A 20,883-nucleotide genomic window follows, 5' to 3' on the forward strand; every position below is an offset into this window, starting at 1 on the left:
ACAACAAAAGCAAAAGCAAAAGCAAAAGCAAAAAATTTAACCAACACCAACTCTTGTGGGAGCGGGCCTGCCCGCGATGCCAGCACTTTGTTCCTCCAGATAGAACGAGGTGCCTGCATCGCGGGCAAGCCCGGCTCCCACAGGGAAATATGTCGGTCGCAGATCCTGTATTCAAACAGGCCGGCCGGTCGGCCGCCTCGACGGCTGTTGATCTACCCGCCCCATCGGGAGGCCGAGTGGAGGTTCTGCGCAGTGGGCCTCCCGGCATGGATGCCGGGAGAGCCGCGATGGGCCAAGGATGGCCCGTGGCGGCGTGCCCACGGAGCGGGACCGGAGCGAGGGAACCTGAGCGCAGCGAAGGCCGTACGCCAGGGGCAAGCCTTTTTGGTTACTTTTTCGGCGTCTGGAAAAAGTGACTCGCCGTAAGGGCGAAACCAATATCCCGTTTAAATGCGAATGCCGAATATGTACCCGGTGTACCTGCTAAACCCTACCGCGGCCACAGACCTAACGCCCCTTGATCACCATCTCCCCCACCGCATCCCCCACGGCCTGCCAGTTGGGCCGGTACATCGACTCCACTTGCGGCGGCGGCACCCGATAGGTACCTGGTGTCACTGCACGGGCCAGGTACAGCAGGTGCGTAGTGCCGTAGCCATCCAGTTTGACTGCCGCCACATAACGATCATCCCGATACTCCTGATGCTGCACGCTGGCGTTCTGCATCGACTCGCGCCATTGCTTCACTTGAGTACTGGCGTTTTCAAGGCTGGCCGTGCTCTGCCCCAGGTTCTGGTTTTCCAGCTCCAGGCCTGCCGGCAGCAAATCCACCACCAGCGCATCAGGCACTTGCTGCTTGGCTGTCACGGCCAGATGCACCAGCACCAGATCACCACTTTTCAGCGCCTTGAGATCCAGCGGCTCACCGTTCATACCCAGGTAGTCGCGGCGAATGCTCATGTTTTCGCCGCCCGCCGCCGGGGCGTGCTGTGGATAACCCGAAATCGTCAGCTGTTGATAAATCGGCGCGCTGCCTGCGTTACGCAGGCTCAGGGGCGAGGCTAGCAGCGGCCCGTCGAGCTTGAGCCCTGAGCGGGCGTTGTTCAGCTCGCGGGTCTGATCGCCACTGGTGAGTTGCGCACTCCAGCTGGCCTCAGGCTTGCCCAGCAAATCGCGACCGGCGAGGAACAGTGAATTGCGTTCCTGGGTCGACAGCCACTGACTCGCCGCCAGTTGATCGGACAGGTCGAACAGTCGCTGTTCACGCTGACCACTCATCAGGTTGTTCTCTTCCAGCAAGGCCAGAATCAACGCCTGATCGCGCAGCGGGCTGCCGTAGTCGCCCAGCCATTGATCAGCCTTGCGCTTCGCCGCCAACCCCGCCACCAACGCTTGATCGGCGCGCGGTTGATCGCCCATTTTCTGCAGGGCAATGGCCAACTGCACCAGAGGCAAACCGGAACGGGCATCGCTGCGGCGCTCAAAAATGCTGCGCAGCGCACCCAGCGGCGCCTGTTGGCTTCGGGCCAGGACCAGCGCTGCATAGGCCTGTACGGCAAAGCGGGTGTGGTCGAGGTTGTCGCTGTAGTCGGCCTCGATCAGGTTGCGTTCCTGCACATAACGCAGCAACCGCTCGCTGGCCTTTTTCAGCGCCTCGGGAGGTACCGCGTAGCCTTGATCGCGGGCGCGCAGCAGGAAGTCGGTGATATAGGCCGTGAGCCAGTACTCTTCCTGACCGTCCGCGCCCCACAGGCCAAAACTGCCGTTGTAGCGCTGCATGCCCAGCAGGCGCTCGATACCCAACTCGATTTTGCGTTTGCGCTCGGTGTCCGGCTCGCCTTCAAGGCCCAGGCGTTTGAGCAGGGCTGCATCGGCATACAGAGCCGGGTACAGGCCGCTGGTGGTTTGCTCGGAACAGCCATACGGGTAAGCCTTGAGCGCACGAATCTGCTCGCCAAGATTCAGCGGCGGGCGGCTCGACAAGCTGAGCAAGGCTTCACGCCCGGCCGGTTCAAAGGCCTGCAGCTCGCCCTCGGGCAGGCTCCAGGGCTGGTCGTTGAGCACAGCACGGTAATGCTTTAGCAATGCTGGATACGCCGGGCGCACCCCCAACGTCCATTCGCGGGTGAACGGCGCCAGGGTTTCACCCGGCAGGTCCAGGTCATTGACCGTCACCTTGACCACACCGGTGCCATACCCGCCCAGCGCCTTGACCGGAACCTGCAAGGTACTGCGCTGGCCGGGGCTGAGTGTCAGGCTCTGTGTCGCGTCACCCAGCAGGCTCAGTTGCCCCTCGGTGTTAAGGTTCACGTGCAGCGTTTGCGGCTTGTCGGTGAGGTTGGACAGGTCCAGCGCCAGCCGCGTCTCGTCGCCACCGGCCAGAAAGCGCGGCGCAGCCAGCTCGGCCACCAATGGTGCAGCGACCACGGTTCTGGCCTCGGCCATGCCGTAGCGATCGTCGGTCCAGGCTTGTGCCATCAAGCGCAACTCGCCGTTAAAGTCAGGGATATCCACACTGACTTCACCTTCGCCCTGCTCGTTGAGCGTCACCGGTGCGCTTTGCAGCGCCACGATGGTGACACTGGTGGCAGGTCGCTTGCCGCCCTTGGCCAGTGCCGCATCGCCGCCGAACGCCAGGCTGGCCAGACGGCCCTGCCCGGCCTCAATCAACTGCCCGTAAATATCCAGCTGATCCGCCCCATAGGCCTTGCGCCCGAACAGGCTGGCGAACGGGTCGGGGGTCGGGTACTCAGTGATATTGAGCACGCCCACATCCACGGCAGCCAGCAGTACATGGGCCTGTTTGGGAATGCTGCCATCGGCATTTTTAGCCGAGAGCTTCACCGTCAGAGGTTGCTTGGGACGCATTTTTTCAGGGGCATCCAGCGTAAGAGCCAACTTGCGCTGGCTGCGATCGATGGGCAGGTGCAGCACCCCTACAGCACGCTTGGGAGTGATATTGGTCTTGCGCTCACCGGGGCGGATCACCAGTGCACTGATATACAAGTCATGCCGGGCCCAGCTCGGGTCGAGTCTGATTGCGTAGGCCTTGCCCTCGGCCGGCACTTCGATTTCCTGCCACCACAACGGGCCATCGCTGCCTTCAACCAGCAAGTAGCCCTTGCCAGCCGCAGGTGGCGTGACCGTGACCTTGGCCGTATCGCCATCGGCATAAGCGGCCTTGTCCAGCGCCAGCTTGACCTGGTCGGGGCGCACGGCACCGCCTTCGGCGTTGTCCTGGGCACGATAACCGGCCCAGAAACGCAGGCTGCTGATCAAGCCGGTTTGCGGGTCTTCAACCTCTACGCGGTAAGGGCCCCACTCCACCGGAAAGCTGACCTTGGCGGTTTCGCCCGCCTTGAGGCTGAGGGTCTCTTCGTTGAGGTTCAGAAACTTCTCGTTGTAGTGATAACTCCAGCCGTCGTTGTCCGAGTAGTTCCAGTAGTAATCGCGGCGTTCACGCACCAGACGCACCTTGAGGTTGTCGGCCGCCAATTTGTTGCCCTGGCTGTCAGCAACCAGCAGCTCGAACTCAACCGGGCCGTCGCCATCGGTTTCAGCACCGTCAAACAGGCCGCGCAGCCCCGGCAGACGGTCTGCCGGCCATACCGGCTGCACCAGGCGACGGGTAATCGGGCGCCCGCCCGACTCCTGCAAACTGGCCTGCACAATCAGTTGCAACGGCGATTTGGCATCGCTCCATTGACTGTCAATGCTGAGGGTTTGCTTGCCGTCGGCGTTGAGCACGCTTTCGTCCAGCTCCAGATCCTGGGTCAGCTCCGGTTCTGTCACCGAACCGAACTGATAGCCCGGCAAGGCACTGACCGCCTCGCGCAATGGCCGCACATAGACCTGCCCGCTCAAGCGGTTACCGGCTGCCGGAGCACCGTACAGGTAACGCCCCGCAACCTGGATTTCAGCGGTTTGCTCGGGGCTCAGCGGGGTATCGCTGCCCTTGAGTTCAAGTGCCATGCGCTCGGGTAAAAAGTCCTCGACCAAAAACTCGTACAGCTGCGGCTTGCCGTCACCAAAGTCGAACACCAGCTGCCAGCGCCCGGTCGGCGCTTCGGCGGCCAGTTGCAGCGGGTACTGATAAAGACCGGAAGCATCCGGCGTCCAGACGAACTTGCGGCTCACCTGCTCGTCCGGGCGACGCACCTCGACGCTGACCGGCTGCGGCTTGACCGGGTTGCCGTCGCGGTCGCGCAGCAAGGCATTGAGCAGCACGGTTTCGCCGGGGCGATACAGATCACGGGGGCCAAATACAAAGAACTGCAACGGATGCCCCTGCGGGCCGCCGATATCGAATTCGGCCAGATCCAGCGCCGCCGTGTTCAAGCGCAACAGGCTGGTCTGGTCGCCCTGGCGCGCCAGCAGCACTTCGGCCTTGGGTGGCAAGGCCAGCTCGGCATGCCCGTCCTTGCCCGTCTTGCCCTGGCCAAGCATCTTGCCCTTGCCATCAAGCAACTCGAGATCGATGCCGCTCAGTGCACTGCCACCTTCCAGGGCCTGTGTGAACACATCCAGGCGCTTTTGGTAGCGATGCACCGAAAGGCCGATATCGCTGAGGGTAAACAAGGTGGCTGGGGTCGAATAGTTGTAACTGCCAGAGGCGGTCATCACCGCCAGATAAACTCCCGGCTGCTGCAAGGGCTTGATCCCGGCCGTGGGCAGGATCAGGGTTTCCCGGGTATTGCGCGCCGGGTTCAAGTCAAAACGGCCGCTGTAAACCAGATCGGCCATATTCAGCAGATCCCTGGCTTCGTAGCTTTGCAGGCTGCTGTTGCGCCCCCACTGGCTGAGAAACGCCGGCAGCGACTCGGGTTTGACCCGAAAGAACTCGACATCGACCTTGTCGACGTTCAGCGCGATCACCGGCAGACCTTCGGCCAGGCGCGTGGGCAGCAGGTTGCCACGGCTGGCGAAGCCGACCGTGGGTTGCAGGTCGCGGGTTTCCAGGCGACTGACGTATTCGGCGGCGAGCTTGGCATCGTTGACGGCGCGCAGGCCGGGGTCGACGGTAAGGATCAACTTGCGCTGCGGCTCAAGGTGGCGCAGGCGCAACTCCATCAGGTTGTCCGATAGCTCCCAGGCGCCATCGACCTTACCGGTTTTGGCGTCCACCAGATGCAGTTTGTCGGTGAAGTTCTGCTGCGGGTCCAGGGGCACCGAGAAACTCACGGACAAGGTACTGGCCCCGTCCAGCTGCACTTCAGAGACGTCTACCACACTCAACTCGCGCCCGGCATAACGCCCGGCCAGCACTTTGACGTCCTGTACCGGTTTAGCCGGCTGGCTCGTGGCCACCTGTGGCGTGGCGGGTTTGTCGACGCTGGAAGAATCACAAGCGCTCAGCAGCGCCAGCGTGCAGGCCAAAAGCAGTCCTTTGTTCAGCATGGTGTACTCGTTTACCGGGCAGTTAAGGGTTGACTATATAACAGCTGGATGAAGATCAAGAGCCCCTCACCCTAGCCCTCTCCCGAAGGGAGAGGGGACAAAAGCGCAGATCAGCCCCCTCGCCCTCAGGGAGAGGGTTGGGGTGAGGGCAGGCTTTGCGGCTACAATCGCGCTCCCCCAAGGAGCCTGCATGTCATCTTCCCTGTTAGCCGACTGGCGCGACCGTCCTACCCATCGCCGGGTGTGGGCGCTGGCGGCCCCCATGATCCTGTCCAATATCTCCGTGCCGTTGGTAGCGTTGGTCGACAGTACCGTTATCGGCCATTTGCCCCACGCCCATCAACTGGGCGCCGTCGCCGTGGGCGCCAGCCTGTATATCTTCCTGGCCTGGATGATGGGTTTTCTGCGCATGGGCACCACCGGCTTCGCCGCGCAGGCCGCCGGACGCGGTGATGGCGCCGCGCTGCGGCAAATCCTGCTGCAGGGCCTGTTGCTCAGCGTGCTGTTGTCGATGCTGCTGGGGGCCATTGCGATTCCTTTTAGCGGCGTGGCCCTGAGCCTGATGCAGCCCTCCACCGAACTGCACGCGCTGACTCTGGAGTTCTTCCACACACGGCTGTTTGGCCTGCCCGCCGCACTGGCCAGTTATGCACTGGTAGGCTGGTTTTTGGGCACGCAAAACGCCCGCGCACCGTTGGCGATCCTGCTGACGACCAATCTGGTGAATATCGCGCTGAACCTGTGGTTCGTCCTCGGGCTGGACTGGGGGGTGGCAGGCTCGGCCCGGGCTTCGGTGATTGCCGAATGGAGCGGCGCCCTGCTCGGCCTGTGGCTGACCCGCGGTGCCCTGCGTCGATATCCGGGCAAGGTAGTGTGGGCCGCCTTGGGCATGTGGCACAACTGGAAGCCGTTACTGGGGGTCAATCGCGATATTTTTATCCGCAGCCTGATGCTGCAACTGGTGTTTTTCTCCATCACCCTGCAAGGCGCCCGCCTGGGCGATGCCACCGTGGCTGCCAATGCGTTATTGCTCAATGGCCTGCTGCTGGCTGCCCATGCCCTGGACGGTCTGGCCCACGCCGTCGAGGCACTGTGCGGACACGCTATTGGCGCCCGCGACCGTGAGGCGTTGCGCCGCTCGATGGTGGTGGCCTGCGGCTGGTCACTATTGGCCAGCCTGGGTTTTGCGCTGCTGTTTATGTTCGGCGGGCATCTGTTTGTGCAAATGCAGACCGATATTCCCGTTGTGCGCGAAACCGCTTTCCAGTACTTGCCCTATCTGGCCCTGCTGCCGCTGATTGCAGTATGGAGCTACCTGCTTGACGGGCTGTGTATCGGTGCTACCCGCGCTCGTGAAATGCGCAATGCCATGGTGATCAGCGTGGTCATCGCCTTCCCCGCCGCCTGGGTCCTGCACGGCTATGGCAACCACGGGCTGTGGATAAGTTTCCTGCTGTTTATGGTGCTGCGCAGCCTGACCCTGGGCGTGTACGCATGGCGAATGCAACGCAAGAACCAGTGGTTCGGCGCCTGACACTGAGGCGAAAAAAAACGCCGGCCCGTGCAAAGCACAGGCCGGCGTTTTTCGGTCAGCTCTGAAGCCCGTGGGGATCAGTGGCTCGACAGGTACGACGAGCGGGTCAGGCCCAGGCGCAATGCGTCGAGGTACTGGGTACGCTCCTTGGCACTGATGCTGGCGCTGGCCACTTTGTCGCGGTAGTGGTTCATCAGCTCTTCAGGCGACAAGTGCACGTAGCGCAGCATGTCTTCGATGGTGTCATGGGTCTCGATACCGGCGTGGTACACGCTGCCGTCTTCGTTCTGGTAGATGTTCACCGAGTCGGTGTCACCGAACAGGTTGTGCATGTCACCGAGGATTTCCTGGTAAGCGCCCACCAGGAAGATCCCCAGCAGGTAGTCTTCACCTTCGTTCAGCCCGTGCACCGGCAGGCTGGTTTCGATGCTCTGCTCGTCGACGTATTGCTTGATCTTGCCGTCGGAGTCACAGGTCAGGTCTTGCAGCACGGCGCGACGCAGCGGCTCTTCGTTGAGACGATGCAGCGGCAGGATCGGCAGTACCTGGCCAATCGCCCAGGTGTCCGGCAGACTCTGGAACACCGAGAAGTTGCAGATGTACTTGTCGGCCAGCTTGTCGTTGAGCTCGTCCAGCACCTGACGGTGGGAACGCTGACGCGCTTTCAGCGAGTTGTGCAGGCGACGGCACACCGCGAAGTAGCACTGTTCGGCCAGGGCCTTTTCCGCCAGGGTGATTTTGCCATCAGCGTACTGGGCAGCGATATCGCTCATGTAGTGCGTGGCGCGCCAGTAGGTTTCGGTGACCATCTCAATGTCGGTCGGCCCCAGCAGGTCCACCAGCCATTGCACGGTTTCCGGCAGGCTTTCCTTGTTTTCGATCACCGGCACGTCGTCGTTGTGTTTCTCGACGTCAGTGACTTGCACCACCAGCATGGCGTGGTGCGCGGTCAGGGAACGGCCACTCTCGGAGAAGATGTGCGGGTGCGGCAGGCTCTGCGCATCGCAGAACTCTTTGAGCATACCCACGACCACACCGGCGTAATCGTCCATGTCGTAGTTGATCGAACTGGCATTGCGCGAGTGGGTACCGTCGTAATCCACACCCAAGCCGCCGCCCACGTCGATATGGTCAACCGGCAGGCCGAGGTTGCGCAGTTCGCCGTAATAGCGGATCGCTTCCTTGAAACCGTGCTGGTAGTCCGCCAGGTTGGCGATCTGCGAGCCCATATGGAAGTGCAGCAGGCGGATGCCCTGGTCCAGACCGGCCGCACGGAAGCGCTCAACCACCGACAGCAATTGCGCAGCAGAAAGGCCGAACTTGGATTTTTCACCGCCGGTGTCGGCCCACTTGCTCGACGCCAGGGACGACAGGCGCACGCGCAGGCCAACCTGTGGCTTGACCTTGAGCGAGGCCGCTTCTTCGATCACCAGGTCTACTTCGGATTCTTTCTCGATCACGATAAAGACGTTGTGACCCAGCTTCTGGCCCATCAGCGCCAGGCGGATGAACTCACGGTCCTTGTAACCATTGCAGACGATGGTGCCGCCCTTGGGCGCCAGGGCCAGCACGGCCAGCAGCTCGGGCTTGGAGCCGGCTTCAAGACCGATCGACACGTTCTTGGTAGCGATGATGTTTTCGATCACCGCTTCCTGCTGGTTAACCTTGATCGGGTACAGCGCGGTGTATTCGCTCTGGTATTCCAGGCGCGCGATGTTGGCATCGAATGCGCCGGTCAGCTGGCGTACACGGTCTTGCAGGATATCCGGGAAACGCACCAGCAACGGCAAGGACAAACCGCTGGTCTTGCGCAGCTCGTCGACCTGCTCGTACAAATCGATGGGCGAGCTGTTCGGGCCGTTCGGACGGACTTCTACGCGACCGGCTTCATTGATCGCGAAATACCCGGCCCCCCAATGGCGAATCCCGTAAACACTGCGGCTGTCCGCAACTGTCCATTGGCTGCCATCGTCTTTGCGTGTGCGTCGTACGGACATCGAAGTCCCCTATAAATAAGTCAAATAGCCCAGCCTGAAAGCAGGCTGGCGCAGTCTAAAGTGTGAACGTGACGATTAGTCAGACCCTGACAATAGCGCCGAGTTTAGAAACCGGTGATAACAGGCTCTGTGAAAACCATGGCGAGCACGCTCTGACCAGCCTTCGAGGGGCGCCAGAACGGCTGTGCGGTGGCTTTCACAGAGGCTGCTAGCCGCCGGACTTCTTGGCTTTGAAACCGTGCCTGACCAGCTCGGCCAGCAGCAGTTCGACGTGGTCGCCCTGGATCTCGATGATGCCGTCTTTCAACGCGCCACCGGTGCCGCAGCGTTTTTTCAACGTCGTGGCCAGTTCCTTGAGTGCGTCTTCAGCCAACGGCACGCCGGTGATGGTGGTCACCGTCTTGCCGCCGCGGCCTTTGCTTTCGCGGCGCACGCGAGCGATACCGTCACCTTCGGGGATCAGGGTTTGTTTGCAGGTACAGGCGTCCACCGGCTGACGGCAGTCCGGACAGTGACGACCTGCGTCGGTGGAAAATACCAGGCCACCCAGGGCGGCGAAGGATGCGGCTTTTTTGGCCACCGGCAATCCTCATTCGGAGGACAAATAATTGGCCGGTGCCTGGCGCTGTTGCGCCAGGGTGTACCGACCGCGAAGCCCCACTCTGGCAGGGGCAGCGCAACTCAGGAGGGAAAACCGCCTGAGCCTGAAAAAGGTCGCGCAGTGTAACGACAAAATCGCTGCATCCCAATAGCCAATCGGCGGCATTTTTTAAAGCGCCAGCCACGAACTTGTGGGAGCGGGCTTGCTCGCGATGGGATCGCAGCGGTGCAACTGAAAAACCGGGTCGACTGAATCGCGAGCAAGCCCGCTCCCACAGGGCGAATCAACGTCAGCCCTGGGTCATATAACGCTTGAGCGCATCCAGTGAGTCAGGGCAGTAGTCCAGTTGCGTACTCAGGTGCAATGCCTCGGCCACCGGCATAAAGCACGCTTGCTGCACTTCCTCGGGCTGCACCTGCAACGGGCCGTCCCACACCGCTGAAAACACTGCGCACCACAGATGGTTTTGCGGAGCCTCGAAGTAAAAGCGCTCATGGGCCGTCAGCGGCACACCACTCACACCCAGTTCTTCGGCCAACTCACGGGCCGCCGATTCGGCGTAGGTTTCATTCACCCCGACCATGCCGCCCGCTGCCACATCCCAGAACCCCGGGTACAGCGCTTTGCTCAGGGTGCGTTGATGCACGCACAGCTCCCCGGCAGAGTTGAACAGCAAAATGAACGTACCTCGTCCAATCAGGCCGCGCTCGCGCAATTCATGACGGGGCAGACCACCCAGCAGGCGATCATCGCGATCCACCCAGGCAACTTGCTCGACATCAGAGGCCGCACGGTGTGCGGCCTGCAAGGCTGAAATGGCCATTGCTTAGCCTTGCGACAACAATTGACGCAAGTCCATGACCGCCGCGTTGGCGCGGGAAATATAGTTGGCCATGACCAGCGAATGGTTGGCCAGCACGCCATAGCCGCTGCCATTGAGGATCATCGGGCTCCAGACCGGTTCTTGCGCCGCTTCCAGCTCGCGAATGATCTGGCGCACGCTGACCGTGGCGTTCTTTTTCGCCAGCACATCGGCAAAGTCGACCTCAATGGCACGCAGCAAGTGTGACAGCGCCCAGGCCTGACCACGGGCTTCATAGAACACGTTGTCGATCTGCATCCACGGGGTTTCTACCACTTCTTCATCCACCACCGGCACCTGACCCGGTTGCAGGCTTTCGGTTTTCAGCGCGCTGTTGAGCTTAACCCGACCCACGCTGGCCGACAGGCGTTGCGACAGGGAGCCCAGACGGGTGCCGACATCACCCAACCAGTTGTTGAGGTTGTCGGCGCGGGCATAGAACAGGGCGTTTTTCTGATTCGGGTCAGACAGGCGTGCCTGATAACGGCTCAGGGAATTGATGCCTTCCTGGTATTCGGATTCGCTGGACGGCAGCATCCAGCTTTTGTTGTCAAAGTTGAAACGCGGCTCGGCCTTGGCCAGATCGGCATCTTCCGCAGACTGCGACTGTGAACGGGCGAAGTCTTTGCGCAGGGCGCGGGTCAGGTCGCGCACCTGCACCAGAACGCCGTATTCCCAGCTAGGGATGTTGTCCAGAAAAATGCCCGGTGGAAAACGGTCATTGGACAGGTAACCGCCCGGCTTGCTCAGCAATGTGCCGGCCACGGTCTTGAGGGTTTCGACGGTAGTGAAGCCAGGCACCATCTGCTTGCCTTCTTTTTCGGCCGCCAATTGCGCGTTTTGCTGCACCGGGAACAGATCCGGCTCCTGGCTCCAGTACCAGCCCAGACCCAGGTTCACCAGCACAAAAATCCCTACCAGCACCGCGATGGAACGGCTCAGCAGGATGCTCTTGAAATAGCCACGCGACTGTATTTTGGGCTCTTTGACCGATTCGCGGGCTGTGCCCTCACGTTTTTTCCAGTCCAGCATGGCTATATCCTTTCATATGCTTGATTCAACGGTTCGACCACAACCCTAACCCATCGTGCCTTGCATGCACGCTTTTTATCTCAGGGGGCCACTACGCCCGGCACTATAGAACAAGCGCACAGGTGATGGGCAATATGGCTGCCCGACAGTTAATTTCAAGGAGAAACTCGTAGATTTGCAATGAGCTGCTAGCATAGAGCCATCATTCGATTTCAGCATGCCTCCCTACCCAGCAGCCAGGTTATGACCGAGCAAGAAGATCCCAGTCGCGAGCGTCTGAAAAACCACTTTGCCCAGCGTGTCACCCACCAGGCCCGCCAGATCCTTGAGATCTGGCAACGTCTGCAGGCCAATGAGTGGTCGCCTGCCGGCCTGGCCGAGCTCGACGACGCCAATTTGCGCCTGCTGCGCTTTGCCGAGCGCTTCGAGCAACCGGAGCATACCGCGCTGGCGCGGGCCATCGGCCTGGCGCTGCAGGACATGGCCGCCAACCAGAGCCGCCTGAGCAGCTCGATCATCACCGAACTCAATCGCCTTATGCAGCGCCTGTCACGCACCGGCCTGCGTCAGGGCGACTTGATGGGAAATATCAACCTGCCACCGCTGCGCAAGCCGGTGTATATCCTGCTGCAAGACCTGCCGCGCGCCGACCGGCTAGCCAGGCAGCTGGAGTTTTTCGAGCTCAGCGCCCAGGCGATCAGCAGCCCGGCAGCATTTCGTCAGGCCATGGCCGAGCGTCATCCGGCCGCCATTGTGATGGACGTGGACTTTGCCAGCCCCGGTTTTGGCCTTGAACTGGCCGCCCAGGCCCAGGCCGGTCTTGAGCAAAAATTGCCGCTGCTGTTTTTCAGCCTGCATGAAACCGACACCCCGACCCGCCTTGCAGCGGTGCGCGCAGGCGGGCAGGCGTTTTTGACCGGCACCCTGGAAGCCTCCAGCCTGATGGAGAAAATCGAGGTGCTGACCTGTGTCGCCCAATATGAGCCCTACAAAGTGCTGATCATTGACGACTCCCGGGCCCAGGCGCTACACACCGAGCGCCTGCTCAACAGCGCAGGCATTGTTACCCGCACCCTGATCGATCCGATCCAGGCGATGGCCGAGCTGGCAGACTTCCAGCCAGACCTGATCATCCTCGACATGTACATGCCCTCCTGTACCGGCACCGAGCTGGCCAAGGTCATCCGCCACAACGACCGCTACGTCAGCGTGCCGATCATTTATCTGTCGGCCGAAGACGATATGGACAAGCAGCTTGATGCCATGAGCGAGGGCGGCGATGACTTCCTGACCAAGCCAATCCAGCCGCGCCATCTGATCACCACCGTACGCAACCGTGCCGTGCGCGCCCGCCATCTCAAGGCGCGAATGGTGCGCGACAGCCTGACCGGGTTGTACAACCACACCCATATCCTGCAACTGCTCGAAGACTGCACCTTTCGCGCCCGCCGCGAGAACCGCCCCTTGAGCTTTGCCATGCTCGACCTCGATCACTTCAAGCACGTCAACGATGGCTACGGCCACCCCATGGGCGACCGGGTGATCAAGAGCCTGGCGCTGTTTCTCAAGCAGCGCCTGCGCAAAAGCGACTTTATTGGCCGCTACGGCGGCGAGGAATTCGCGATTGTGATGCCTGACACCGATCAAGAGTCGGCCTATAAGGTACTCAATCAGATTCGCCAGCGCTTTGCCGAAATCCACTACCCGGCCCAGCCCGCAGACCTGTCGTGCTCCTTCAGCGCAGGCGTGGTACAGATGCAGGGCGAAGCCGACAGCCTGCAAATGGCCTCCCAGGCCGATGAGGCGCTGTACCGCGCCAAGAACAATGGGCGCAATCAGGTACAACCCTTTCACCAGACAAGGCAAATTGCCACTATTTGCCCCTGATCCCGAGTTTTCGTCACAACGCTGTAACTTAAGTGCAATAACTTTTGCCGCTTCTGACTGTGTAGTAGGCAAAATCCCACATGCGCCTCAAGCTGCTAACCAACCTCAACACGCTATTGCTGGTCGCCGTGTGCCTCGCGCTGGGTGCAACCTTGTGGTGGTCACAACAGGCCCTGGAACGCCCATTTTTGCTGATGGAACGCTACTTGAGCCTTTCGCAGCAGTTCCACAACACAGTGGCACGCAATATCGAGGACTACCTGGCCAGCGGTGACGCCCTGCGCCTGAGTGATGCCAACAGCGCCCTCGACACTCTCAAAAGCGAACTCACTCCTTTGCCGCCCGCACTGGCCGATGCACTGCGCCCCAGCCTGGAAAACCTCAGCACCTACAGCAATTCCGAACTGCTGGCCGCTGGCAAACTGGCCGGCGACCCCCAGGCCTTACTGCTACAGGCCGAACGCGAGCTGAGCGCCGGCCTGGAACAACTCGGCCAATATGCCAGTGACGCCACTTCCAACGAGGCCCGCGCTTATCTGCCCCTGCTGTTTACTGCCTCGCAACACCTGGCCAAGCTGTCCCTCGCCCGCGAAAAACTGGTCAGTAGCGGACGCAGTGAACTGGCCGGCGATGTGGAACGTGAGCTGGACAGCATTGAGCTCCAGGCCAGGCAAATCGACGCCCTGCCCCTGCTGGGCGTGAGCAGTAAAAGTGCCTCGGGCACCGATGATTTTGCCGCGATGATGGGCCTTGATCCCACCGAAACAACCCAAGCCGAAGATGCAGGAATTGCTCTCAAGCGCGAACTTAACAGCCTGCTAAGCCGCTACCCCGCAGAACTCAAGCGCACCCGGGACCAGATCGAACAACGCAGCCAGCTCAGCGCCGCCACCCACCTCAAGCTCAACGCTGTACAGCAGGCCATTGCCGGGCTGGAGCCCGTTGTGCGCGCCGAACACGGGCAAATCCAGAATGAAGTGCGGCTGATCCAGGGCCTGATGATTGGCCTTATCCTGTTGATCGCACTCCTGATCGACACCTTGCAGCGCAAACTGGCGCGGGTACTGACCTACCTTGCACCGCTGCTGTCGACCTGGGCCGAAGGTGATTTCAGCCGCGACATTCAATTGGGTAAAACCAACCGGGAATTGCGTGATATCGAGGCGTCACTAAACCGCCTGCGCAGCTATCTGGTGAACCTGGTGGGCACCTTGCGCCTGAATGCCGAGCAAGTAGCCGGCAGCAGCCGGACCCTGGCCGAGCTGAGCTCCGGACTGCACAGCGGCGCTGAGCGCCAGGCCGGCGATAGCGCACAAATCCGCGACGCACTGGGTGAGCTGGAGGCCACCATTTCCCAGGTGGCGGGCGACGCCAGCCAGGCTGCCGATGCCAGCCGCAGTGCCGGCCTTGCGGTGGCCCAGGGGCAACGGGTGATTGGCCAGAGCCTGACCGGGCTGCATGCCCTGGTCGGTGAAGTACAAGGTAACGCGCAAACCATCGAACGCCTGGCCGAAGAGTCGGCCACCATCGGTGGCGTGTTGACGGTGATTCGATCGATTGCCGACCAGACCAACCTGCTGGCCCTGAATGCCGCTATCGAAGCGGCCCGCGCCGGTGAAATGGGCCGCGGCTTTGCCGTGGTCGCGGAAGAAGTGCGCTCGCTGGCACAGCGCACCGCAGGCGCGACCAACGAAATCCAGACCCTGATTGGCGGCCTGCAACTGGCCGCCCGCCAATCGGTTGAGGGCATCCGCGCACAAGTGACCCACGCGCAGGCGACTGCCCAGCAGGCACAGGATGCCGACGGTGCACTGGATGAAATTGTCGACGCGATAGCCACCATCTCCACTACCGCCGTACGCATCGCCGACGTCACCGCCCAGCAAACCGGGGCGGTGAGCGAGATTCGCGACCACAGCGAGCGCATTCACGTGCTGGGGGACGAAAACCTGCAACGCATCGGCATTGCCCGCGACCAGAGCCAGCAGCTACTGACGCTGGGGTCAGAACTCAACACCGCGGTGCAGGCGTTTCGGGTGTAACCCGCCCCCCTTGTGGGAGCGGGCTTGCTCGCGATACCGACGACTCGGTCTACCTGCATGACCACGGTGATGCAATCGCGAGCAAGCCCGCTCCCACACACCCACATACCCATGCACCGCGCTATCATGCCCGCACGTTTGCTTTGCGAGATTCCTATGCGCCGCCTGCTTTTGCTCCTGTGTCTGCTGTTTGCCGTGCCTGCCATGGGCGCGGGCTTGCTGGATAACCGCCCCAGCGCAACCCTGGGCGCCATCAACAACAGCAGCGACTTTCTGCCAGTACGCGAAGCCTTCAAGCTCAACCTCATCAGCAGCACACCCGAGTCGATCAAGCTGCGCTTCGTGCCCACCGAAGGCTATTACCTGTACCGGCACAAGTTCGCCTTCAAGACCGAACCCGCCGATATCGCCCTGGGCACCGCACAACTGCCCCCCGGCGAAGCCAAACACGATGAGTACTTTGGCGATGTCGAGGTCTATCACGGCATTCTTGACGTCGATATCCCGCGCCCGGCCAAAGACCAGCGCCCCTTCACCCTGGTGGTCACCTACCAGGGCTGTGCCGACAAGGGCCTGTGCTACCCGCCGGAAACCGAACGCCTGAGCATCGATGGCAGCACAGCCACCAGCACCGGCGAACCGGCAACCGCGTGGAACTGGCGCGAACTGGCGCTGTTTTTCCTGGCCGGCCTGGGCCTGACATTTACTCCCTGCGTACTGCCTATGCTGCCGATTCTGTCGGGCGTGGTGTTGCGCGGCCAGGTGGGCGGGCTGCGCGGCTTCAGCCTGTCGCTGGCCTACGTGTTGCCGATGGCGGCCTGCTTTGCCCTGCTGGGCGCCTTGATGGGCATGTTCGGTGCGCAACTCAATTTGCAGGCACGTTTGCAATCGGTGTGGGTGCTGGTGCCTTTCGCGCTGTTCTTCGCCATTTTCGCCCTCGCCATGTTCGGTGTATTTGAACTGAAACTGCCGCAAGCCATCAGCAATCGCCTCGACCGTGTCGCCAATCGCACCCAGGGTGGCTCGCTGTGGGGCGCGGCGGTGCTGGGCGTGGTCTCCAGCCTGCTGGTTTCTCCTTGTGTATCGGCGCCGCTGGCCGGGGCGCTGCTGTACATCAGCGCCAGTGGCGATGCGCTGGGTGGCGGCTTGAAGCTGTTCGCCCTGGGCCTGGGGATGGGCGCACCGTTGCTGTTGGTCGCAACCGGTGGTGCGGCCTGGCTGCCAAAAAGCGGACCGTGGCTGGTCAGTGTGAAAAACGCGATTGGCGTACTGCTGCTCGGCCTGGCAATCGGCTTGCTCAGCCGCGTGCTGCCCGGGCCGGTCACGCTGCTGCTGATCGGCGCGCTGGCGGCGGGTGTCAGTTTGTTCCTTGGCACCCTCGAGTTCACCAGCAAAGCCCCGCGCCAGCGTCTGGCTCAACTGCTGGGCCTGTTTTTACTGATCTATGCCCTGGCCTGCTGGTTTGGCGCCCTGAGCGGTCAGAGCGATCCGCTCAACCCCATCGGCCATTCCCAACCGGTTGCCAGCGCCGCAAATGGTTCTGCAGTACCAGCAGGCCAATGGCTCACTGTCAGCACCCCGGCCGAACTGGACAGCGCACTGGCCCAGGCCAAAGCCGCTGGGCAACCACTGTTGCTGGACTGGTACGCCGACTGGTGCATCAGTTGCAAAGTGATCGAACATGAGGTGCTGAATAACCCCAGGGTGCTGGATCTGCTCAAGGGTTACCGACTGGTGCGTTTCGATATGACTGCCAGCAATGCCGAACAACGCGCCCTGCTCGATCACTACAAATTGTTCGGCCCTCCGGCACTGATGTTCTTCGGCAAGGAGGGAGCCGAAATAAGTGACCAACGGGTCATCGGCGAGATCAATGCCGCGGACTTCGCCGAACGTGTTGCGATCGCGAATGACCAGATCTAGAGCCTCAGTCACAAACTTTTCGCGAACATCGGTCATCGTGCTGGCTATTGCAGTTAACTGGACAGCGAATCCGCTTTTCGGCATAGTCGCCCGGCACTGACAACTGCACACAGATAATAAGGAACAGCAGATGGCGACTTTCCTGGTACTACACGGCCCCAACCTGAACCTGCTCGGCACCCGCGAGCCGGGCGTCTACGGCGCTACCACCCTGGCGCAAATCAATCAGGATCTGGAACAAAGGGCCCGTGATGCCGGCCACCATTTGCTCTACCTGCAAAGCAACGCCGAGTATGAATTGATCGACCGCGTACACGCTGCCCGCAACGAAGGCGTGGATTTTATTCTGATCAACCCGGCGGCTTTTACCCACACCAGCGTGGCATTACGTGACGCGCTGCTGGCGGTGAGCATCCCATTCATCGAAGTGCATTTGTCTAACGTGCACAAACGCGAACCTTTCCGCCATCACTCCTACTTCTCCGACGTTGCGGTAGGTGTGATCTGCGGCCTTGGCGCCAGCGGTTATCGACTGGCCTTGGAGGCCGCCCTGGAACAGCTTGAACTACAAGCTAAACGCCCCTGACCGACCCATTGGGAGTTGACGATTCATGGATATCCGTAAAGTTAAGAAACTGATCGAGCTGCTGGAAGAGTCCGGCATCGACGAGCTGGAAATCAAAGAAGGCGAAGAGTCCGTACGTATCAGCCGTCACAGCAAGACACCTGCCCAGCAGTACTACGCGCCAGCCCCAATGCAAGCGCCTGCTGCAGCGCCAGTGGCTGTTGCCCCGGTTGCCACCGTGACCGAAGCGCCTGCTGCACCGAAACTGAACGGTTTTGTGGTCAAGTCGCCAATGGTCGGTACCTTCTACCGCACCCCGGCGCCTACCTCGCCTGCCTTCGTTGAAGTGGGCCAGACCGTCAAGGTCGGCGACACCATTTGCATCGTGGAAGCGATGAAAATGATGAACCACATCACCGCCGAAAAAGCCGGTGTTATCGAATCCATCCTGGTAGAAAACGGTCAGCCGGTTGAATTCGACCAACCGCTGTTCACCATCGTTTGAACCACGGGGAGCCAACGATGTTGAAGCCTCAGAAGCTGGAAAAAGTCCTGATCGCCAACCGTGGCGAGATTGCTTTGCGCATCCTGCGGGCGTGCAAGGAAATGGGGATCAAGACTGTCGCTGTGTACTCCACTGCCGACAAAGAGCTGATGCACCTGGGCCTGGCAGACGAAACCGTCTGCATCGGTCCGGCACCGGCCAACCTGTCTTACCTGCACATTCCGGCCATCATCGCGGCCGCGGAAGTGACCGGTGCCACGGCGATTCACCCGGGCTACGGCTTTTTGGCTGAAAACGCCGACTTCGCCGAACAGGTCGAGAAATCCGGTTTTGCCTTCATCGGCCCGAAAGCCGACACCATTCGCCTGATGGGCGACAAGGTATCGGCCAAGCACGCCATGATCGCAGCAGGCGTTCCGACCGTTCCAGGTTCTGACGGCCCGCTGCCGGAAGACCCTGAAACCGCATTGCGCATTGGCCGTGAAGTCGGCTATCCGGTAATCATCAAGGCCGCTGGCGGCGGTGGTGGTCGCGGTATGCGCGTTGTGCACCGTGAAGAAGACCTGATCGAAGCTGCCAAACAGACCCGCGAAGAAGCCGGCGCCTGGTTCAGCAACCCGATGGTCTATCTCGAGAAATACCTGACCAATCCGCGTCACGTGGAAGTTCAGGTCATTTCCGACGGCCAGGGCAATGCCATCCACCTGGGCGACCGCGATTGCTCGCTGCAACGTCGTCACCAGAAAGTGCTGGAAGAAGCTCCGGCACCGGGCATCGACGAAACCGCACGCGCCGAAGTTCTGGCACGTTGCGTTCAGGCCTGCGTGGACATCAACTACCGCGGCGCGGGTACTTTCGAGTTCCTGTACGAGAACGGTCGTTTCTACTTCATCGAGATGAACACTCGTGTGCAAGTAGAGCACCCGGTGTCCGAAATGGTCACTGGCATCGACATCCTCAAAGAGATGTTGAGCATCGCAGCCGGCAACAAGCTGTCCTTCACCCAGGCTGACGTGAACATTCACGGTCACTCGCTGGAGTGCCGGATCAACGCGGAAGACCCGGCGACGTTCATGCCGAGCCCTGGCATGGTCAAGCACTTCCACGCTCCGGGCGGCAACGGCGTTCGCGTCGATTCGCACCTGTACAGCGGCTACAAGGTTCCGTCCAACTACGACTCCCTGATCGGCAAGCTGATCACCTGGGGCTCGACCCGTGACGAAGCCATGGCGCGCATGCGCAATGCCCTGGACGAAATCGTGGTCGACGGGATCAAAACCAACATCCCGTTGCACCGTGATCTGGTGAATGACGAAGGCTTCTGCAAAGGCGGCGTCAACATTCACTACCTGGAACACAAACTGGCTAACCAGTAAGTTTGTATTCTGATCAACAAAGCCGCTTTCGAGCGGCTTTGTTGTTTCTGCAAGGCAGGCAACTGCCCTTGTGGAAGCGGGCTTGCTCGCGGTGGCCTCACACGGGCCAACCTGCCAGACCAGGTCGCCTGTATCGCGAGCAAGCCCGCTCCCACCAGGGATCCGTTGCATTCATCGTTTTTTGATTACCCCCCATGCCTACGCTCGCGTAAACTTGCGCGCTTCTCGCGGCCCGACCGGCTGCACACTCCAATTTTTCAAAGGTGCCCGCCATGCCTTGGCTGCAAGTACGCCTCGCCATCAGCCCGGAACAAGCCGAAACCTACGAAGACGCGTTCCTCGAAGTCGGTGCCGTTTCGGTTACGTTCATGGACGCCGAAGACCAACCGATCTTCGAACCTGAGCTCAACACCACCCCGCTGTGGTCGCACACCCATTTGCTGGCACTGTTCGAAGGCGGCACCGAAGCCGAACTCGTACTCTCCCATCTGGAACTGCTGACCGGTTCGCCACTGCCTGAGCATCACGCCGAAGTGATCGAAGACCAGGACTGGGAACGCAGCTGGATGGACAATTTCCACCCGATGCGTTTTGGCCAGCGCCTGTGGATCGTGCCAAGCTGGCACGCGGCTCCCGAGCCGGATGCCGTCAACCTGCTGCTCGATCCGGGCCTGGCTTTCGGCACCGGCACCCACCCGACCACCGCCCTGTGCCTGGAATGGCTGGACGGTCAGGACCTGAAAGACTGCAACGTGCTGGACTTCGGCTGCGGCTCGGGCATCCTCGCCATCGCAGCCCTGTTGCTGGGAGCCAAGGAAGCCGTCGGCACCGATATCGACGTGCAGGCGCTGGAAGCCTCACGCGACAACGCCAACCGCAACGGCATCGACCCGGCCCTGTTCCCGCTGTACCTGCCGCAAGACATGCCACAAGTGCAGGCCGATGTCGTGGTCGCCAACATCCTCGCCGGCCCACTGGTTGCTTTGGCCCCGCAACTGTCGAGCCTGGTCAAACCGGGTGGTCGCCTGGCACTGTCGGGCATCCTCGCCGAACAGGGCGAAGAAGTGGCCGCCGCTTACGCCCAGGACTTCGATCTGGACCCGATTGCCAATCGCGATGGCTGGGTGCGCATCAGCGGCCGTCGGCGCTAGAATGAAACCAT

General features: G+C 61.1%; 13 protein-coding genes. 8 read left to right on the top strand and 5 right to left on the bottom strand.

The features are described from left to right. Positions 1-507: 507 nt before the first annotated feature. Positions 508-5,397, bottom strand: coding sequence for an alpha-2-macroglobulin (locus tag HBN79_RS00245; RefSeq protein ID WP_169916108.1), 4,890 nt, complete (start codon positions 5,395-5,397; stop codon positions 508-510). A gap of 190 nt (positions 5,398-5,587) precedes the next feature. On the opposite strand from HBN79_RS00245, the gene HBN79_RS00250 reads away from it, so the two are divergent. Beyond that, positions 5,588-6,931, top strand: coding sequence for an MATE family efflux transporter (locus HBN79_RS00250; protein WP_169916109.1), 1,344 nt, complete (start codon positions 5,588-5,590; stop codon positions 6,929-6,931). A gap of 77 nt (positions 6,932-7,008) precedes the next feature. Here HBN79_RS00250 and speA read toward each other — a convergent pair whose 3' ends face one another. From speA to HBN79_RS00270, 4 genes are all read right to left on the bottom strand, one after another. Beyond that, on the bottom strand, positions 7,009-8,928 hold the full coding sequence (speA, locus tag HBN79_RS00255; RefSeq protein WP_095001036.1) for an arginine decarboxylase: 1,920 nt from the start codon (positions 8,926-8,928) through the stop codon (positions 7,009-7,011). Between the two features lie 208 nt (positions 8,929-9,136). Next, positions 9,137-9,508 (bottom strand): translation initiation factor Sui1, encoded by a 372-nt coding sequence (locus tag HBN79_RS00260; protein ID WP_095026016.1) that lies wholly within the window; start codon positions 9,506-9,508, stop codon positions 9,137-9,139. Between the two features lie 310 nt (positions 9,509-9,818). Beyond that, positions 9,819-10,352, bottom strand: coding sequence for an NUDIX hydrolase (locus tag HBN79_RS00265; RefSeq protein WP_169916110.1), 534 nt, complete (start codon positions 10,350-10,352; stop codon positions 9,819-9,821). 3 nt (positions 10,353-10,355) lie between these two features. Next, positions 10,356-11,423 carry a DUF2333 family protein gene (locus tag HBN79_RS00270; RefSeq protein ID WP_095001034.1) on the bottom strand — a complete coding sequence of 356 codons (1,068 nt, stop codon included), beginning with the start codon at positions 11,421-11,423 and terminating at the stop codon, positions 10,356-10,358. 243 nt (positions 11,424-11,666) lie between these two features. On the opposite strand from HBN79_RS00270, the gene HBN79_RS00275 reads away from it, so the two are divergent. From HBN79_RS00275 to prmA, 7 genes are all read left to right on the top strand, one after another. Next, positions 11,667-13,310, top strand: a complete 1,644-nt coding sequence (locus HBN79_RS00275; RefSeq protein ID WP_169916111.1) for a PleD family two-component system response regulator — start codon at positions 11,667-11,669, stop codon at positions 13,308-13,310. A gap of 80 nt (positions 13,311-13,390) precedes the next feature. After that, positions 13,391-15,352 carry a methyl-accepting chemotaxis protein gene (locus tag HBN79_RS00280; RefSeq protein WP_095001032.1) on the top strand — a complete coding sequence of 654 codons (1,962 nt, stop codon included), beginning with the start codon at positions 13,391-13,393 and terminating at the stop codon, positions 15,350-15,352. A 156-nt stretch (positions 15,353-15,508) separates the two neighbouring features. Beyond that, a complete protein-coding gene (locus tag HBN79_RS00285; protein ID WP_169916112.1) occupies positions 15,509-17,275 on the top strand; it encodes a protein-disulfide reductase DsbD in 1,767 nt (588 codons plus the stop codon). 130 nt (positions 17,276-17,405) lie between these two features. Beyond that, a complete protein-coding gene (gene aroQ, locus HBN79_RS00290; protein ID WP_048360251.1) occupies positions 17,406-17,861 on the top strand; it encodes a type II 3-dehydroquinate dehydratase in 456 nt (151 codons plus the stop codon). Between the two features lie 25 nt (positions 17,862-17,886). After that, positions 17,887-18,345: an acetyl-CoA carboxylase biotin carboxyl carrier protein gene (gene accB, locus HBN79_RS00295; RefSeq protein ID WP_095001030.1), complete on the top strand. Its 459-nt coding sequence runs from the start codon at positions 17,887-17,889 to the stop codon at positions 18,343-18,345. Positions 18,346-18,362: 17 nt separating this feature from the next. Next, positions 18,363-19,721 (top strand): acetyl-CoA carboxylase biotin carboxylase subunit, encoded by a 1,359-nt coding sequence (gene accC / locus HBN79_RS00300; RefSeq protein WP_095001029.1) that lies wholly within the window; start codon positions 18,363-18,365, stop codon positions 19,719-19,721. A gap of 272 nt (positions 19,722-19,993) precedes the next feature. Continuing rightward, positions 19,994-20,872 (top strand): 50S ribosomal protein L11 methyltransferase, encoded by an 879-nt coding sequence (gene prmA / locus HBN79_RS00305; protein WP_095019748.1) that lies wholly within the window; start codon positions 19,994-19,996, stop codon positions 20,870-20,872. The last annotated feature ends 11 nt before the right edge of the window (positions 20,873-20,883 follow it).

Source organism: Pseudomonas sp. WS 5051 (assembly GCF_012985715.1).
Lineage (GTDB): Bacteria > Pseudomonadota > Gammaproteobacteria > Pseudomonadales > Pseudomonadaceae > Aquipseudomonas > Aquipseudomonas bubulae.

Bases quoted from the DNA above. Each gene is read 5' to 3' on its own strand.
- HBN79_RS00285 (WP_169916112.1), top strand. From the start codon at position 15,509: ATGCGCCGCCTGCTTTTGCTCCTGTGTCTGCTGTTTGCCGTGCCTGCC.
- accC (WP_095001029.1), top strand. From the start codon at position 18,363: ATGTTGAAGCCTCAGAAGCTGGAAAAAGTCCTGATCGCCAACCGTGGC.
- HBN79_RS00270 (WP_095001034.1), bottom strand. From the start codon at position 11,423: ATGCTGGACTGGAAAAAACGTGAGGGCACAGCCCGCGAATCGGTCAAA.
- HBN79_RS00265 (WP_169916110.1), bottom strand. From the start codon at position 10,352: ATGGCCATTTCAGCCTTGCAGGCCGCACACCGTGCGGCCTCTGATGTC.
- accB (WP_095001030.1), top strand. From the start codon at position 17,887: ATGGATATCCGTAAAGTTAAGAAACTGATCGAGCTGCTGGAAGAGTCC.
- aroQ (WP_048360251.1), top strand. From the start codon at position 17,406: ATGGCGACTTTCCTGGTACTACACGGCCCCAACCTGAACCTGCTCGGC.
- speA (WP_095001036.1), bottom strand. From the start codon at position 8,928: ATGTCCGTACGACGCACACGCAAAGACGATGGCAGCCAATGGACAGTT.
- HBN79_RS00280 (WP_095001032.1), top strand. From the start codon at position 13,391: ATGCGCCTCAAGCTGCTAACCAACCTCAACACGCTATTGCTGGTCGCC.
- HBN79_RS00275 (WP_169916111.1), top strand. From the start codon at position 11,667: ATGACCGAGCAAGAAGATCCCAGTCGCGAGCGTCTGAAAAACCACTTT.
- HBN79_RS00245 (WP_169916108.1), bottom strand. From the start codon at position 5,397: ATGCTGAACAAAGGACTGCTTTTGGCCTGCACGCTGGCGCTGCTGAGC.
- HBN79_RS00250 (WP_169916109.1), top strand. From the start codon at position 5,588: ATGTCATCTTCCCTGTTAGCCGACTGGCGCGACCGTCCTACCCATCGC.
- prmA (WP_095019748.1), top strand. From the start codon at position 19,994: ATGCCTTGGCTGCAAGTACGCCTCGCCATCAGCCCGGAACAAGCCGAA.